Below are 18,277 nucleotides of genomic sequence, written 5' to 3' on the forward strand. Positions count from 1 at the left end.
GAACGAGCATGGCCTCGCCCGCCGCTTTGAATGAGCATACGGACTTCGCTGTTGCCGCAGGGACCCGTACGGTCACCGCGCCAGACGGCAAAACGAACTTCCTCGTGGCCGCCAGCAAGGAGAACGTTGCCAACTACGCGCGCGAGGGCAACGATCTCTTGATCAGCTTCAAGAATGGGCAGACGCTCCGGATCGACGGCTTCTTCACGAACGGCGCGCAGTACAACAACCTCGTGTTCGTGCAGGAAGACGGGCGCTGGCTGGCATCGTTCGATCAGGCGATGGTGCCCGGCGGCGATGGCATCGCGGAAGGCGCGGTGGCATACCAGGCGATCGGCATGAGCACATCGACGAAGGCGTTGCTCGGATTGCTCGGCCTCGCCGCGGGTGTAGGCATCGGTGCGGCCGCTGCCGGCGGCGGTGGCGGGGGCGACGGTGGCAACACCGGCGGGGGCGGAGGGGGTGGCGGCACGCCGCCCGGCGAAGGCACGCCCGGCACGCCCGGTACACCCGGTACGCCGCCGAGTCCGCCCTCGGTCGCGCCGGTCGGCAACGTGATACCCGGTTCCGGCCTGCAGTACACGCGCGACGCCGCGCCCACGCTCAGCGGCACGATCTCCCCGCCGAACGGCAGCATCCTGATCTCGATCGACGGCCAGCCGCCGGTCACCGTCACCCCCGACGCCAACGGCAACTGGACCTATATGGTGCCGCGGCTCGCCGAAGGCGCGCACCAGATCGTCGTCACGAACGTGAATGCCGACGGTACGCCCAGCACGCCGACCGAACTCAATGTCGTGGTCGATACCACCGTGCCGGCCACGCCGACGATCAATCCGACAGCCGGCGCGGAACTCTCGGGCACGGCCGAGGCCGGCAGTCTCGTCAGCATCGATCTCAATGGCGACGGGCGGCCCGACGCGACGGTCACCGCCGACGCCAACGGCAACTGGCACTATGCCCCCGCCACGCCGCTCGCGAATGGCACCGTGGTCTCCGTGACCGCGACCGATGCGGCCGGCAATGCGAGCCCCGCCGCGCTGGCAACGGTCGATGCGGTCGCGCCGGGCGCGCCGACGATCCTGCAGAGCGACACGTCCGCGCTGACCGGCACCGCCGAAGCGGGCAGCACGATTCGCATCGATCTGAATGGCGACGGCGCGCCGGACGCCACCGTCGTCGCCGATGCCAACGGTAACTGGTCCTATGCGATCACCACGCCCGTGGCACCGGGCGCCGTGGTCAGCGTGACGGCCAGCGACGCGGCGGGCAATACGAGCCTGCCGGCCACCTCGACGCTGGCCGACGTCACGCCGCCGGGGCTGCCGACCATCGCCCCGACCAACGGCACCACGCTGAGCGGCACCGCGGAAGCGGGCGCCACGGTGGGCATCGACCTCGACGGCGACGGCAATATGGATGTGACCGTCACCGCCACCAACGCCGGCACCTGGACCTACACACCCGCGACGCAGATTCCCAACGGCACGGTCGTCACCGTGACCGCGATGGACACCGCGGGTAACGCGAGCGAGCCCGCGCGCGTTACCGTCGATGCCGCCGCGCCCAATGCGCCGGTACTCGGCAGCGTGACCGATGATGCCACGCCCGTGACCGGTCCGCTTTCGAGCGGGGCGAGCACCAATGACGGCACGCCCACACTGACAGGCACCGCCGAACCCAACAGCACGATCGACATCTACAACGGCACCGCGCTGGTCGGCACCGTCACGGCGGACGCCAATGGCAACTGGTCCTTCACGCCCGGCACCGCGCTGCCCGACGGCACCTACGCGCTGACCATCACCGCGACCGATGCGGTCGGCAACGTCAGCAATCCGAGCGCGCCGTTCACGCTCACCATCGACACGGCCGCGCCCGCCGCGCCGACGATTGCCGCAACCAATGGCGGCACGCTGTCCGGTACCGCTGTCGCGGGCAGCGTGGTGGCCATCGACCTCAATGGCGACGGCGTGCCCGAAGCCACGGTCACCGCCACGCCCGGCGGTACGTGGACGTACACCCCCGCGCCCGCGCTCGCCAATGGCACCGTCGTCACCGTGACCGCCGTCGATGCGGCCGGCAACGCGAGCGCGCCGGCCACCACGACCGTCGATGCGGCCCCGCCCCCGGCACCGCTGTTCGGCACGGTCACGGACAACGTCGCACCGGGCACGGATCCCGTCGCGAGCGGCGGCAGCACCAACGACCCCACGCCCACGTTCACCGGTACCGGCGAGCCCGGCAGCACCGTCAACGTCTATAACGGCACCACGCTCGTCGGGACGGCGCTCGTCGACGTCGACGGCAACTGGCGCATCACGCCCGCGGCGGACCTGCCCGACGGCACCTATTCGTTTACGGCCACGGCCACCGATCCGCTCGGCAATGTCAGCCAGGCCGGCGGGCCGTTCGCGCTGACCATCGACACCGCGCCGCCGGCCACGCCGGTCATTACACAGAGCAGCGCCAGCACGCTCGCGGGGACGGCCCTCGCGGGCAGCATCGTGGCGATCGATCTGAACAACGACGGCACGCCCGACGTCACCGTGACGGCCACACCCGGCGGCACGTGGTCCTACACGCCCGCCACGCCGTTTGCCGATGGGGCGACGGTCAACGTGACGGCCGTCGACGCCGCGGGCAACAGCAGCCCGCCCGCCACCGTGACGATCGATGCCGCGCCGCCCGCGCCGCCGGTCATCGCCTCCGTCACCGACAATGTCGCGCCGGTCACCGGTCCCGTGGGCAACGGTGGCAGCACCAACGACAACACGCCGACCATTGCAGGCACCGCCGAGGCCGGCAGCACGATCCAGATCTTCAACGGCACCACGCTGCTCGGCACCGTCGTGGCAACGGGCGGCAACTGGACCTTCACGCCACCGGCCGGCCTGCCCGACGGCACGTACAACGTCACCGTCACCGCGACCGATGCGGCAGGCAACACGAGCACGCCCAGCGCGCCCTATACGATCGTCATCGACACCGCCGCGCCCGCCGCGCCGGTCGTCACGGGCGCGACCGACGATCAGTTGCCGGGCCTCGGTGCGATCGTCAACGGCGGCGCGACCAACGACACCACGCCCACGCTGACAGGCACCGCCGCGGCGGGCGCCGTCATCAACCTGTACAACGGCACCACGCTCATCGGCACCGCCACCGCCGATATCGACGGCAACTGGAGCGTGACCCCGACCACGGCGCTGACCGCCAATGCGACGTATGGCCTGACCGTGACGGCCACGGACGCGGCGGGCAACGAAAGCGCGCCGAGCGCCGTCTACACGATTACCGTCGACACGACGCCGCCGCCGGCGCCGAGCGTGACCGCGACCAACGGCACGACGCTCACGGGCACGGCGGAAGCCGGCGCGACCATCAACATCGACCTCGACAACGACGGCACGCCGGACGCCACCGTCGTCGCGAACAGCGGCGGCAACTGGTCGTACCTGCCCGCCACGCCGCTGCCCAACGGCACGGTCGTCAGCGTCACCGCGACCGATGCCGCCGTCAATACGAGCGGCGCGGCCACGACCACGGTCGACGGCAGCATCGTCGATACGACGCCGCCCGCGGCGCCGACCATCGCGGCAACCAACGGCACCGTGCTGACGGGCACCGCCGAGGCCGGGAGCACCGTCAATCTCGATCTCGATGGCGATGGCACCGCCGACGTCACGGTCCAGGCCGACAGCGCGGGCAACTGGACCTATACGCCCGCCACGCGTCTGCCGGACGGCACCGTGGTGAGCGCCACCGCCACCGACACGGCCGGCAATACGGGCCTGGCGGGCACGGCCACCGTCGATGGCGCGCCACCCGCGCAACCCGTCATCGTGGTTGCCACCGATCCGCGCGGACCGGTCCTCAGCGGCGGCAGCACCAACGACACCACGCCCACGCTGTCGGGCACGGCCGAAGCCGGCAGCACGGTCAGCGTGTATGAAGGCACGACACTGCTCGGCACGGCCGTGGCCACGGGGGGGACGTGGACGTTCACGCTGCCGACTGGCGCGAACGACGGCAGCCATACGTACACGGTCACCGCCACCGATGCCGTCGGCAATATCAGCGTGCCGAGCACGGGCTATACCGTCGTCGTCGACACCGCCGCCCCGGCCGTGCCGACCATCGCGCCGACCAACGGCAGCACGCTGACCGGTACCGCGGAAGCCGGCAGCACGGTCAATCTCGATCTCGACGGGAATGGCACCGTCGACGTGACCGTTACGGCCACGCCGGGCGGCACGTGGAGCTATACGCCCGCATTGCCGCTGGGCAACGGTACGGTGGTCAACGTGACCGCCACCGACCCCGCGGGCAACACGAGCGGCGCCGCGACGCTCACGGTCGATCGTGCCGCGCCGGCCGCGCCCGCGATCACGAGTGTGACCGACAACGCGGCACCGGTCACCGGCCCGATCCTGTCGGGCGGCGCGACCAACGACAATACGCCGACGCTGTCCGGTACGGCCGAGGCCAACAGCACCATCAGTATCTTCAACGGCGCTACGCCGATCGGCACCGCCAATGCCGACGCCAACGGCAACTGGAGCTTTACGCCCAGCGCGGGGCTGACGGACGGCACCTACACGCTGACCGCCACGGCGACCGATGCCGTCGGCAACGTCAGCGCGCCGACGCCGGCGTTCACGGTCACCATCGACACGGTGCCGCCCGGCGCGCCGACCGTTGCACCGACGAACGGTACCGCGCTGTCGGGTACCGCCGATGCGGGCACGCTCGTGCGCATCGACTTCAATGGCGACGGCGTGGCCGACGTGACGGTCACCGCCACGCCAGGCGGCACCTGGTCGTTCTCGCCCGCGCCGCCGCTCGCCAACGGCACCGTCATCACCGTGACGTCCGTCGATGCGGCCGGCAACGTGAGCGCGCCGGCCAGCACGGCGATCGACTCGGCACCGCCGGCACCGCCCGTGTTCACGGGCGCGTTCGATGACGTGGGCCCCGTCACCGGTCCGATTTCCGCCGGGGGCGTCACCAACGATCCCACGCCCACGCTGACCGGCACGGCCGAAGCCAACAGCACCATCAACCTGTACAACGGCACCGTGCTGCTCGGCACGGTCACGGCCAACGGCTCGGGCGTCTGGACCTTTACGCCTACGACCGCTCTGCCCGACGGCACATACACGGTCACCGCCACGGCCACCGACGCGCTCGGCAACGTGGGCGCGCCCGGCGCGGCCTTCACGTTCACCGTCGACACCGCCCCCCCGCCGCCGCCGGTCATCGCGCCGAGCAACGGCAACGTGATCTCGGGTACCGCCGTCGCCGGCAGCACCATCGCGATCGATATCAACGGCGACGGCGCCGCCGACGCGCAGGTCGTTGCGAACGCAAGCGGCAACTGGACCTACACGCCCGCCACGCCGCTGCTCAACGGCGTCACGGTGGTCGCGGTCGCCGTCGATGCGGCCGGCAATGCCAGCACGCCCGCCACCACGGTCATCGACCGCGCCGCGCCGTCGGCGCCGGTCATTCTCGGCGCCACCGACGATGCCGCACCGATCGTCGGACCCATCCTGTCGGGTGGCGTCACCAACGACACCACGCCCACGCTCACCGGCACGGCCGAAGCCGGCAGCACCGTCCAGCTGTTCAACGGCACCACGCTCGTGGGCACGGCCGTGGCCAACGGTCTCGGCGTCTGGACCATCACGCCCTCGCCCGCGCTGCTCGACGGCAACTACTCGCTGACGGCCACCGCCACCGATCCCGCCGGCAACGTCAGCGGCGCGAGCGCCGCGTTCAACGTGGTCATCGACACCACGCCGCCCGCCGTGCCGACGGTCAACCCGAGCAATGGCGCGATCCTCTCTCAACTGACCGGTACCGCGGTTGCCGGCAGCACGGTCAATATCGACCTCGACGGCAACGGCACCGCGGACGTGAGCGTCACGGCCACTCCGGCGGGTACATGGAGCTACACGCTCGTGCTGCCGATCGCCAGCGGTACCGTGGTGGGCGTCACCGCCACCGACCCCGCGGGCAACACGAGCGCGGCGGCCAGCGTGACGATCGATGGCGTCGCGCCAGCGGCGCCGGTCATCGTCAGCGTGACCGACAACGTCGGCCCGGTGGTCGGCCCCGTGCTCACGGGCGGCAGCACCAACGACAACACGCCCACGCTATCGGGTACCGCCGAAGCCGGCAGCACGATCAACGTCTTCAACGGCGCCGCGCTTATCGGCACGGTTACCGCCGATGCGAACGGCAACTGGACCTTCACGCCCGCCACCGGGCTGATCGACGGCACCTATGCGCTGACCGCCACCGCGACCGACGCGTCCGGCAACGTCAGCACGCCGACCGCCACCTTCACGCTGACCGTCGATACGGTCGCGCCGCCCCCGCCGGTCATCGCCGCGAGCAACGGCACGTCGATCACGGGTACGGCCGCCGCCAACAGCACCATTGCCCTCGACCTCAATGGCGACGGCACCGCCGACGCCACGGTCACCGCCAACGGTGCCGGCGTCTGGACCTATACGCCCGCACCGGCGCTGGCCAACGGGACCACGGTCAGCGTGGTCGCGATCGATGCCGCGGGTAACGCGAGCACGCCGTCCACGACCGTCATCGATGCAGCCCCACCGCCCGCGCCGGTCATCTCCGGCGTGACCGACAACGTCACCCCGGTCACGGGGCCGGTGCTGTCGGGCGGCAGCACCAACGACACGACGCCGACGCTGACCGGCACCGCCGAAGCCAACAGCACGGTCAATATCTTCAACGGCACCGCGCTGGTCGGCACCACCACCGCCGACATCAATGGCAACTGGACCTTTACGCCGACGGCGGGACTGCCCGAAGGCACCTATACGCTGACCGCGACGGCGACCGATGCCGTGGGCAATATCGGCGCGCCGAGCGCGGTGTTCACGGTGACGATCGACACGACGCCGCCCACGGTGCCCGTCATCGTCCTGAATACCGCCGCCACGCTGAGCGGTACCGCCGACGCGGGCACCACGATCGGGCTGGATCTCAACAACGACGGCACCGTCGATACCACGGTCATCGCCGACACGGCGGGCAACTGGACCTACACGCCCGCGACCCCGCTGGCGAACGGCGCGGTCGTCAACGTGACCGCCATCGACGCGGCCGGCAACAGCAGCACCGCGGCCACGGTGACGATCGACGCCGCGGCGCCGGCCGCGCCAGTGCTGGTGAGCGTGACCGACAACGTCGGGCCCGTGCTCGGGACCGTTCTCTCGGGCGGCAGCACCAACGACGGTACGCCGACGCTGGCCGGTACCGCCGAGGCCGGCAGCACGATCAATATCTTCAACGGCACGACGCTGATCGGCACCGTCACGGCCACCGGGGGCGCGTGGACGTTCACGCCGCCAGACGACCTGGCCGACGGCACCTACACGCTCACGATCACAGCGACCGACGACGCGGGCAATGTCAGCCTGCCCAGCGCGCCGTTCGTGCTCGTGATCGACACCGCGCCGCCGAATACGCCGGTCATCGCCAGCATCACCGACAACTTCGGTCCGGTACTGGGCGCGGTGGGCCCCGGCGGCTTCAGCAACGACAACACGCCGACGCTCGCGGGCACCGCCGAGGCCAACAGCACCGTCAATATCTTCAACGGTGCCGCACTGGTCGGCACGGCCACGGCCGATCCGCTCGGCAACTGGACGTTCACGCCGGCCACGGGCCTGCCCGACGGCACGTATACGTTCACGGCCGTCGCCACGGACGCGGCCGGCAATGCCAGCGGCGCCAGCACGAGCTTCGCGATCACCATCGATACGGCTCCCCCGCCGGCGCCGACGGTCGTGCCGACCGACGGCACGATCCTGTCGGGCACGGGCGAAGCGGGCAGCTTCGTCAATATCGACCTCAATGGCGATGGCGTGGCCGATGCCACGGTCGGGGTCAATGCAAGCGGCAACTGGTCGTATCAACCCACCACGGCGCTCGGCAACGGTGTCGTCGTGACGGTCACGGCGACCGACCGCGCGGGCAATCCCAGCCCCGCCGGCGCCTCGACGACGGTCAACATCAACCTCAACGACACCACGCCGCCGGCATTGCCGACCATCGCGGCGACCAACGGCACGGTACTGGCCGGCACCGCCGAGGCCGGCAGCCGCGTCAATATCGACCTTACCGGTGACGGCGTCGCCGATGTCTCGGTGTTCGCCAGCGCGGGCGGCGCATGGACCTATACCCCGCCCGTGCGGCTCGGCAACGGCATCGTCGTCACGGTGACCGCGACCGACGCGGCCAACAATACGAGCCCGCCCGCCTCGACGATCGTCGATGCGGCGGCGCCCGCCGCGCCGGTCCTGCTGACCGTGACCGACGACGTCGCGCCGGGCCTCGGGTCGATCCTGGCCAATGGCGTGACCAACGACACCACGCCGACGTTCACGGGCACGGCCGAGGCCGGCAGCATCGTCAATATCTACAACGGCACCACGCTGCTCGGCACCGTCACGGCAACGGGCGGCGCGTGGACCTTCACGCCGCCCGCGCTCATCGACGGCACCTACACGATCACCGCCACCGCGACCGACGCGGTCGGCAACACCAGCGTCGCCAGCGGCGGCTTCACGTTCCGCGTGGATACCGCCGCGCCCGCGCTGCCCACCGTGGGCGCGAGCAACGGCACCACGCTGACCGGTACCGCGGAAGCCGGCAGCCTCGTCGGGCTCGACTTCAACGGCGACGGCGTGGCCGATGCGACGGTCACGGCCACCGCCGGCGGCACGTGGACCTATACGCCCGCCGTGCCGCTCGTCAACGGCACCGTGGTCGCGGTCACCGCCACCGACGCGGCCGGCAATGTCAGCGCTCCCGCCAGCACGGTCATCGACCGGCTCGCGCCAGCCGTGCCGATCCTCCTGACCGTCACCGACGATGTAGCGCCCGTGGTGGGCGGTATTGCGCTGGGCGGGCGTACCAACGACACCACGCCGACGCTGATCGGCACCGCGGAAGCGGGCAGCACCGTCAGCGTATTCAACGGCGTGACGCTGCTCGGCACCGTCGTCGCGGACGTCAACGGCAACTGGTCCTTCACGACGCCGGCCCTTGCCAACGGCACCTACGCGCTGACCGTCACCGCCACGGACGCGGTCGGGAATATCAGCGGCGCCACCGCGCCCTTCGGCTTTATCGTCGATACCATCGCGCCGGTCGCGCCGGTCATCACGCGTGCGAGCGGCACCTCGCTCACCGGCACCGCGGAGGCGGGCAGCGTCGTCGCCATCGACCTCAACGGCGATGGCGTGGCCGATGTCTCGGTGACCGCCACCGCGGGCGGCACGTGGTCTTTCTCGCCATCGCCCGCGCTGGGCAACGGTATCGTCGTCGGCGTGACGTCCGTCGATGGGGCCGGCAATACCAGCCCCCGCGTGACGGCGACCGTCGATGCGCTGGCACCGACCGTGCCCGTCATCTCCAGCGTGGTCGATAACGTGGCGCCCGTGGTCGGCACGCTGCTCAGCGGCGCGAGCACCAACGACACCACACCGACGCTGAACGGCACCGCCGAGGCGGGCGCGCTGATCAGCGTGTTCAACGGCGCCACGCTGCTCGGAACGGTGGTGGTCGATGGCACGGGCAACTGGAGCTTTACCCCGACGGCGCTCGGCAACGGGACGTACGCGCTGACCGTCACCGCGACCGATGCCTCGGGCAACGTGAGCGCGCCGACCGCGGCGTTCACTCTCACGATCGACACGGTGGCGCCGACCGTCACGACGGCGATCACGACGATTACCGACGACACGGGCACGATCGGCGACTTCGTGACCGGCGATACCACGCCGATCGTCGGCGGCACGCTGAGCGCCGCGCTGGGCGCGGGCGAAGTGCTGCAGGTCAGCCTCAATGGCGGCACCACGTGGACGAACGCGATCGTCGCGGGCACCGCGTGGACCTGGTATTCGAGCGGCGTGCTGGCCGACGGCAGCTACACCATCAGCACGCGCGTGGTCGATGCGGCCGGCAATATCGGCGGCATCGCGAGCCAGGCGCTGACCATCAACCACAACGTCGCACCGCAGGTCACGGTGCGCGATGCGGGTGGGCTGCTCGGCATCGCCGACGCGAACGTGCTGGGGCTCATCGAGCTCGGCCAACAGCAGTTCTTCGCGGCCAGCGACTACAACAACAATATCCAGCAGGTGCAGATCTCGTTCGGAGGCGTGCTGGACCTGCTGGCACTGCAGACGCTCAACGCCAACCAGACGCTCGCGGCCGAGCTCGGGCTGCGGTTCACGGTGGTGAACAACCCGGGCGTGCTCGGGATCGGCGCGTCGTCGCTGCTTACGGTCACGTCGCTCGACGGCGGGCCGATCGACAACCTGCACCTCAACGAGCTGCTCGGGTCGGTCACGCTGAGCAACGGGCTGCTGGGTGTCAACGCCGCGCTGCTGAACTCGCTGACGATCTCGGCGACCGATACCACCGGACTCACGTCCACCAGCACCGCGAGCCAGCTGCTCAGTGCCGGCGTGCTGACCAACCTGCTCGGCGGCACGCAGTCCTCCACGATCATCGAAGGCACCACGACCGCCAATACGCTCAACGGTTCCGCCGGCGACGATCGGATGTACGGCTATGCGGGCAACGACACGCTCAATGGCGGCGGCGGTAACGACCTGCTGCGTGGCGGGGCCGGCAACGACACGCTCAACGGCGGCGCGGGCAACGACATCCTGATCGGTGGCAGCGGCAACGACACGCTGACGGGCGGCACGGGCGGCGACGTGTTCCTCTGGGAGGTCAACGGCACCGACAACACCGCCGGCAACGGCAGCGACGTGATCACGGATTTCGTGGTGGCCTCGGGCCCGAACCAGACCGGTGCGGACCGGATCGATATCTCGGCGTTGCTCGTGGGGTACCAGCACGACGCGGATGGTCCGGCGCATTACGTCAACGGCGTGGCCACGATCGATGCCGGCGACGCGATCCGCAACTTCGTGAGCGTGACCAACGTCAACGGCAACACGATCATCGCCATCGACCGCGACGGCGCGGGCGCCGCGTTCTCGTCGCAGACGCTGGTGACGCTGAACAACGTGACGACGAACCTGGAGACCTTGCTGGCGAACCACCAACTGGTGGTGTGAAGGGATTGACCCTCTCTCCCCCCTCGGGGGGAGAGAGGCCGGGGGTGAGGGCAACCACCCCCTGACGCACTCACGACCGCAACAATTGCCCACCATCCGTCCAGAACACCTCAGTCGCGCGATGGCCGCCTGTACGCTCGCGCTAGCGTACGCCGGGGCCATTGCCGCCCCATCGGAGTACATGCTGCCCGCATCGTCCCCGCTGGCTGCCCCGCCCACCCCGTCCTCGACCATCGACAGCACCGGCGGCATGCGCCATATCCAGGTGCAGGGCATCGGCATCCGCGAAGCCATCGGCCTGGCCATCTCGCGGCATCCCGACATCAGCCGTGCCAACGCCGTGATCGCGCAAAGCACGTCCGAGATCGCGGTGGCCAAGGCCGCCTGGTATCCGAAGCTCGAATATGGCGTGCGCCCCGGCTACGGCGGCACGTACGGCACCGGTGGCAACCTTGCGGGCGTGCGCAGCTCGGTGGGCGTGAGCCAGCTGGTCTATGACTTCGGCAGAACCCAGAGCCGCATTGCCGCGGCCGATGCCACACTCAGCCGCAACCGGCATTTGCTGTCCGACACCATGGAGACGATCGCGCAGAACACCGCGGCCACCTTCGTGGAGCTCGCCGCCAGCCAGGAGATCGTCGCCGCCGCGCAGCGGCAGGTGGAAGCGCTCACGGCCACGCGCGCCAAGATCGGCGACCGTGTCCGTGCCGGCCTGTCGGTCAACTCGGATCGCAATATGGCCGACATCGCCATCCAGCGCGCGAAGTCAGACGAGCTGCGCGCGCGCAGCCGCTTCGACGTCGCGGCCTCGCGCCTGGCGGAGCTCATCGGCATCAAGCCCGAGCAGGTCGAGGACCTCAACAACACCGACGGCGATATCCGCAACCTCGGCGACGAAACGGGCAACGTCGAACAGACGCCCGCGGTACTGGCGGCGGGCGCCGCCGTGGAAGCCGCGCAAGCCCATGTCTCGCAGGCCGAAGCCGAACGCTTCCCGTCCGTCAGCGTGGGGGTCAGCCGCTCGGTGTCGACCGGCCCCGCCAACGCCCTCGACGACACCTGGGTCGGCGTATCGATCTCCGGCGATTTCTCGCTCGGCGGCCTCAACCAGCACCGCATCGCGGCCGCGCAGGCCGAACGCCGCGCCGCGCTGGATGCGCTCGACAACCAGCGCCTGATCGCGCGTACCGCGTTGCGCGCGTCGTCGAGCGAAGCCGCCGGCGCGCTGGCCCGGCGCGAAAGCTACGAAAAGATGATCGCCCTGCTGCGCGCCTCGCGCGATCTGTACTGGCAGGAGTACATCCTCAACAAGCGCACGCTGACCGACGTGCTCAATCCCGAGCGAGAAATCTTTATCGCCGAGCAGGAATGGGTCAGCGCCATGGCGGACGCCACCGTCGCGCGCGTACGCGCGCACGTGGCCGTGGGCCGATTCGTCGACCTGTTGCGCGAGCAGGAACTGGGAGCCGGCAAATGAGAGGAAAACCATGAGCGCCATTCCGGAAAAGAACCCGCTGGAGACGAACCCGGAAGCCGACGGCGTCCCGCTCGAGCGCTGGACCGAAGCCATCCTCATGGCCGCCCGCCACCTCGGCCTGACGAACTCGCCCGAACTGATCCGTGGCGCCTCCGCGTGGGCCGACCGGGCCGACGGCGAACGCACCGTGGTCGAGATGGCCGCCGCGGCAGGCATTACCGCGCAGTACGCCGATATCCGGCCCGAGGACCTGTCCGACGTGCTGCTCCCCGCGCTGGTCCCGATCGACGAACGCCATGTCGGCCTGATCGTGTCGGTCTCGCAAGGCAAGGCCATGGTCCAGCTGGCCACGGACGGCGGCAACGTCGAGCGCACGCCGATGCTCGCGTCGCTGGTCCGGCCGGATCATCAGGGCAAGCTGCGCGTGCTGCTGCTGCGCGAACGCGAAGCGCCGCATAGCGACCGGCTGGACGCATATATCGCCATGCAGCCCAGGTCGTGGCTGACGGGCGCCTTCACGGCCAACTGGCGCACGATGCTCGAACTCGGCCTCGGCTCGCTGTTCGGCAATCTGCTGGCCGTGGCCACCTCGCTGTTCGCGATGCAGGTGTGGGACCGCGTGGTGCCCGCGCGCTCCACCAACACGCTGTGGGTCCTGACCGCTGGCGTCGCGCTGGCACTGTTGCTCGAACTCGCCATCCGCACCGCGCGCGTGGCCATCGCCGACCATTTCGGCAAGCAGGTGGACCTCAAACTGTCAGCCATGTTCTTCGCGCGCGTGCTCGATATCCGCAACGACGCCCGCCCGCAGTCGCCGGGCACGCTGATCTCGCAGTTGCGGGACCTCGAGCAGCTGCGAGAGCTGCTGACCTCGAGTTCGCTCGGCGTGCTGATCGACCTGCCGTTCGTGCTCGCGTTCCTGTTCATCATCTGGCTGCTCGGCGGCTGGCTCGTGCTCGTGCCGCTGGTCGCGATTCCGCTGCTGATCCTGCCCGGCATCCTCGCGCAGGTGCCGCTCGCGCGCCTGTCCACCGAGGGCATGGCCGAGTCCGCGCTGCGCAACGCCATCCTCATGGAATCGATCTACCGCGCCGAGGACATCAAGTCGCTGCAGGCCGAGCCGCGCTTCCGCAAGCTGTGGCAGCACGTCAACGAGGTCAACGGCGAGATCGGTCTCAGGCAGCGCTTTATCGCGGGCATCCTCGTCAATTTCTCGCAGACGATCCAGCAGGTGGCCTATGTGGGCGTGATCGTCGGCGGCGTGTACGGCATTCTCGACGGCAACCTGTCATTCGGCGCCGTGCTTGCGTGCTCGATCCTGACGAGCCGCACGATCGCCCCGCTCTCGCAGATTCCTGCCGTGCTCGGCCGCATCCAGAACGCACGCGTGGGCAAGAAGGCGCTCGACAAGCTCCTCGACTTGCCGCTCGACCACGAGCCCGGCCAGGACGCCTATCACCGGCCCGCCCTCGTCGGCCGCTACCGTTTCGAGAGCGTCGTCTACGGCTTCGACCCGCAGGAAAAGCCCGCGCTCGTCATTCCGCAACTGCGCATCGAACCGGGTGAACGCATCGCGATTCTGGGCCGCGTGGGCGCGGGCAAGTCCACGATGCTGCGGCTGATGGCCGGCCTGGCCACGCCCGTGCAGGGCCGCGTGGTGTTCAACGAGACGCCGATGGGATTGATCGACACCGCGGACATCCGCCGCGACGTCGGCGTGGTCATGCAGGAGTCGAACCTGTTCTACGGCACGCTGCGCGACAACCTGCGCATCGCCGATCCGCTCGCCACCGACGAAGCATTGCTCGAAGCGCTTCGCCTCGCGTGCGCGGACCAGATGTTGCTGAACCAGCCGCACGGCCTGGACCTGCGCATCCGCGAGAACGGCGTGGGCCTCTCCGGCGGACAGCGGCAGGCCCTCGTGCTCGCGCGCACGCTGCTGCGGGCACCGAACGTGCTGCTGCTCGACGAGCCGACCGCCTCGCTCGACGAGGCCACCGAGCACAGCATCATCGAGCGCGTGGGCGGCTGGCTCGGCAATCGCACGCTGGTCGTGGCCACGCACCGCTATGCGGTGCTCGGCCTCGTCGACCGGCTTATCGTGCTCGACGGCGGTCGCATCGTGCGGGACGGGCCCAAGAACGAAGTGCTGGCCAGCCTGCGGCAAAACGCCGCGAGATCGGCCGCGTCGCCGGCCGCTCACATGCGGCCGACGCCTTCCGCAGGAGGTCTGGCATGAACACGTACACGATGTGGATGCGGACGGGCCAGCCCGCCAACGGCCCGCGCTACCTGCTATGGCTGATCATCGGCGCGCTCGCGATCTTCCTCGTCTGGGCCGGCTTCGCCGTGCTCGACGAAGTCGCGGTGGGCGAAGGCAAGGTGACGCCCGCGTCCAAGGGGCAGATCATCCAGAGCCTCGAAGGCGGCATCGTATCGGAGCTGTCCGTGCGCGAAGGCGATGTGGTGCAGGCCGGGCAAAAGCTGGCCACGCTCGATCCGGTGCTCGCGCGATCGTCGATGGAAGAAGCGCTCGAGAAGATCGTCGCCCTGCAGGCGCGCGCGGCCCGGCTGCGCGCGGAGATGAACGATGCCGCGACCGTGAGCTTTCCGCCAGAACTGGCGAAGGAGCAAGCCGTGGTCGATCGCGAGCGGCAGGCCTTCGAGACCAACCGTCGCGCGTTCCGCGAAAACGTCTCGAACCTCCAGAAGCAACTGAAGCTCGCGCAGGATGAACTCCAGATCGCGCTGCCGCTGCTGCGCACGGGCGCCACCAACGAAGTGGAAATCCTGCGGCTGCGGCAGAAGGCGGCCGAGCTTGCCACCAAGCTGTCCGCCACGCAGAGCGAGTACTACGTGGCGCTGAAATCGGATTACGCCACCACGATGGGCGATCTCGGCCCGCTGCTCAAGGTCCGGGAGGGCCGCGCCGACCAGTTGCGGCGCACGTCCATCACCTCGCCATCGCGCGGCATCGTCAAGGACATTCGCATCTCGACCATCGGCGGCGTGGTCGGGCCCGGCGGCGTGCTGATGGAAATCGTGCCGCTCGGCGACCAGTTGCTGATCGAAGCGCGCCTGAGTCCGCGCGATATCGCCTTTATCCATCCGGGACAGGCGGCGACGGTCAAGATCTCCGCATACGAGTCGTCGGTCTACGGCACGCTGCCGGCCAAGGTGGATCGCATCTCGCCGGACACCATCGAGGATCAGGTGGACAAGCGCGTCTATTACTACCGCGTCTATGTCCTGACTGACCACGCGTATCTGGAAACCAGCGATGGCAAGCGGCATCCGATCCTGCCGGGGATGGTGGCCACGGCCGAGATCCAGACCGGACACCGGACCGTGCTGCAATACCTGCTGAAGCCGCTGAATCGCGCCGCGGAGGCGCTCAGGGAACGTTGAATCGGGGCCCGGCGCGACCTCGCGACGAGCGAGACCGCGCCGGCCGCCGGGGCGTTGCTACATCGTCGAGCCGCCCATGCCCGCGAGCACCTTGTCCAGCGTGATCGGATACTCGCGTACGCGCACGCCGCTCGCGTTGTAGATGGCGTTGGCCACCGCCGCGCCGACCCCGCAAATTCCAAGCTCGCCGACACCCTTCGCCTTCATCGGGGACGACATCGGATCCACCTCGTCGAGGAAGATCACATCCTGATGCGGAATATCGGCATGCACGGGCACCTCGTAGCCGGCCAGGTCGTGGTTGACGAAGAACCCGCGCCGCTTGTCGACGGCGAGTTCCTCCATCAGCGCGGCCCCCACGCCCATCGTCATGGCGCCAATCACCTGGCTGCGCGCTGACTTCGGATTGAGAATGCGCCCGGCCGCGCAGACCGCGAGCATCCGCCGTACCCGAATCTCGCCCGTCGCCACGTCCACGCCCACCTCGACGAAATGTCCGCCGAACGTCGACTGCTGATACTTCTTGTCGAGGTCGCCGTACTCCATGCTGTCCTCGGCCACGAGCTCGCCATCGGTGGCGACCGACGCCAGCGGCACCGCGCGACCGGCCGATGACACCTGCCCGTTCGCGAATACCGCATCGCCGGCATTGAGTCCCGCGCGCTTCGCCACGGCCTCGCGCAGCTTCACGCATGCCGCGTAGACGCCCGCCGTGGAGCTGTTGCCGCCCCACTGCCCGCCGGATCCCGCCGACACCGGAAACGACGAATCGCCGAGGCGCACCGCCACCTTCTCGATCGGCACGCCGAGCATCTCGGCGGCCGTCTGCGCGATGATCGTGTAGCTGCCCGTGCCGATATCGGTCATATCGGTTTCCACGATGACCATGCCCGAAGGATCGAGCTTCACGCGCGCGCCGGACTTCATCACGAGGTTGTTGCGGAACGCGGCCGCCACGCCCATGCCGACCAGCCATTGGCCATCGCGCACCGCACCGGGCTTCGGCTTGCGCGCACTCCAGCCAAAGCGCTCGGCGCCCATGCGCAGGCACTCGGCAAGCCGGCGCTGCGAATACGGGCGCTGCGGATGTTCGGGATCGACCTGCGTGTCGTTGGCCACGCGGAACGCGATCGGGTCCATGCCGAGCTTCTCGGCCATCTCGTCGATGGCGATCTCCAGCGCCATCAGCCCGGGCGCTTCGCCCGGCGCGCGCATCGCGTTGCCTTCGGGCAGATCGAGCGTGGCCAGCCGCATGGCGGTCATCCGGTTGGCACCCGCGTAGAGCAACCGCGTCTGCTGCACGGCCGTCTCCAGCTGGCCGCCCGGCAGATCGCCCGACCAGCTTTCGTGACCGATCGCCGTGATCTTGCCGTCCGGCGTGGCGCCGATGCGAATGCGCTGGATCGTCGCGGGCCGGTGCGTGGTGTTGTTCATCATCATCGGCCGCGCAAGCGCGACCTTGACGGGGCGCTTCGCGGCGCGCGCGCCGAGCACGGCCAGCAGCGACTCGGCGCGCAGGAACAGCTTGCCGCCAAACCCGCCGCCGATGAACGGCGAGATGATGCGCACGTTCTCCTTGGGAATGCCGAGCGTGGCGGCCATGTCCTGCTTGCCCCAGTCGATCATCTGGTTCGCCGTCCAGATTGTCACCTTGTCGCCATCCCACGCGGCCAGCGACGCATGCGGTTCCATCATCGCGTGCGACTGGTCCGGCGTGGTGTAGATCGCATCGAGCTTGACGGGCGCCTTGCCGAACGCCTCGGTGAAATTGCCGACGGCCGTGTCGGCCTCCTCGGACTTCGGCTTGACCGCATTGGTGCGCGCGTTGTGCAGGTCGTACGCGCCGGGCTTCGCATCGTACTGGACGCGCACGAGGTTGGCCGCCGCGCGCGCCTGCTCGAACGTCTCCGCCACGACCAATGCCACGGCCTGGTGGTAGTGCTGGATCTCCGGGCCACCCAGCAGGGGCGCGGTGTTGCGCTTGCCCTTGCCGAGCTTGCCGGCGGTCTCGGCCGTGACGATCGTGATCACGCCCGGCGCGCGGCGCGCCTCGGCGAGGTCCATCGACGCGATGCGGCCCTTGGCGATGCCGGCATGGACGATATACCCATAGGCGGGGTTGGGCGCCACGTCGTGACGTTCGTACGCATAGGGCGCCTTGCCGCACGCCTTCATCGGCCCGTCGATACGGTCCAGCGGCTTGCCGACCACCTGCAGGCGGTCGATCGGATTCTCGGTAGCGGGGGAATCGAATTTCATG

Annotated in this window: 5 protein-coding genes; 4 read left to right on the forward strand and 1 reads right to left on the reverse strand. The window is 69.5% G+C overall.

The genetic code is table 11. The features are described 5' to 3' along the window. The first annotated feature begins 8 nt into the window (after positions 1 to 8). The 4 genes from AAHB16_RS12735 to AAHB16_RS12750 all read left to right on the forward strand — a co-directional run bounded on the left by AAHB16_RS12735 (position 9) and on the right by AAHB16_RS12750 (position 16,017). A complete protein-coding gene (locus tag AAHB16_RS12735; RefSeq protein WP_342051025.1) occupies positions 9 to 11,132 on the forward strand; it encodes an Ig-like domain-containing protein in 11,124 nt (3,707 codons plus the stop codon). Positions 11,133 to 11,253: 121 nt separating this feature from the next. Continuing rightward, entirely contained in the window at positions 11,254 to 12,609 is a 1,356-nt protein-coding gene (locus AAHB16_RS12740; protein WP_150377163.1) for a TolC family protein, read from the forward strand. A gap of 10 nt (positions 12,610 to 12,619) precedes the next feature. Then, positions 12,620 to 14,848 carry a type I secretion system permease/ATPase gene (locus AAHB16_RS12745; RefSeq protein ID WP_150377162.1) on the forward strand — a complete coding sequence of 743 codons (2,229 nt, stop codon included), beginning with the start codon at positions 12,620 to 12,622 and terminating at the stop codon, positions 14,846 to 14,848. Beyond that, positions 14,845 to 16,017 (forward strand): HlyD family efflux transporter periplasmic adaptor subunit, encoded by a 1,173-nt coding sequence (locus AAHB16_RS12750; protein ID WP_150377161.1) that lies wholly within the window; start codon positions 14,845 to 14,847, stop codon positions 16,015 to 16,017. The genes AAHB16_RS12745 and AAHB16_RS12750 overlap by 4 nt, the downstream gene beginning before the upstream one ends. Before the next feature lie 57 nt (positions 16,018 to 16,074). Here the strand turns inward: AAHB16_RS12750 and paoC are convergent, their stop codons facing one another. Next, positions 16,075 to 18,276, reverse strand: coding sequence for an aldehyde oxidoreductase molybdenum-binding subunit PaoC (paoC, locus tag AAHB16_RS12755; protein WP_342051026.1), 2,202 nt, complete (start codon positions 18,274 to 18,276; stop codon positions 16,075 to 16,077). Between the last annotated feature and the right edge of the window lies 1 nt (position 18,277).

It is taken from the genome of Cupriavidus sp. OTU4054 (assembly GCF_038440175.1).
GTDB lineage: Bacteria > Pseudomonadota > Gammaproteobacteria > Burkholderiales > Burkholderiaceae > Cupriavidus > Cupriavidus pauculus_D.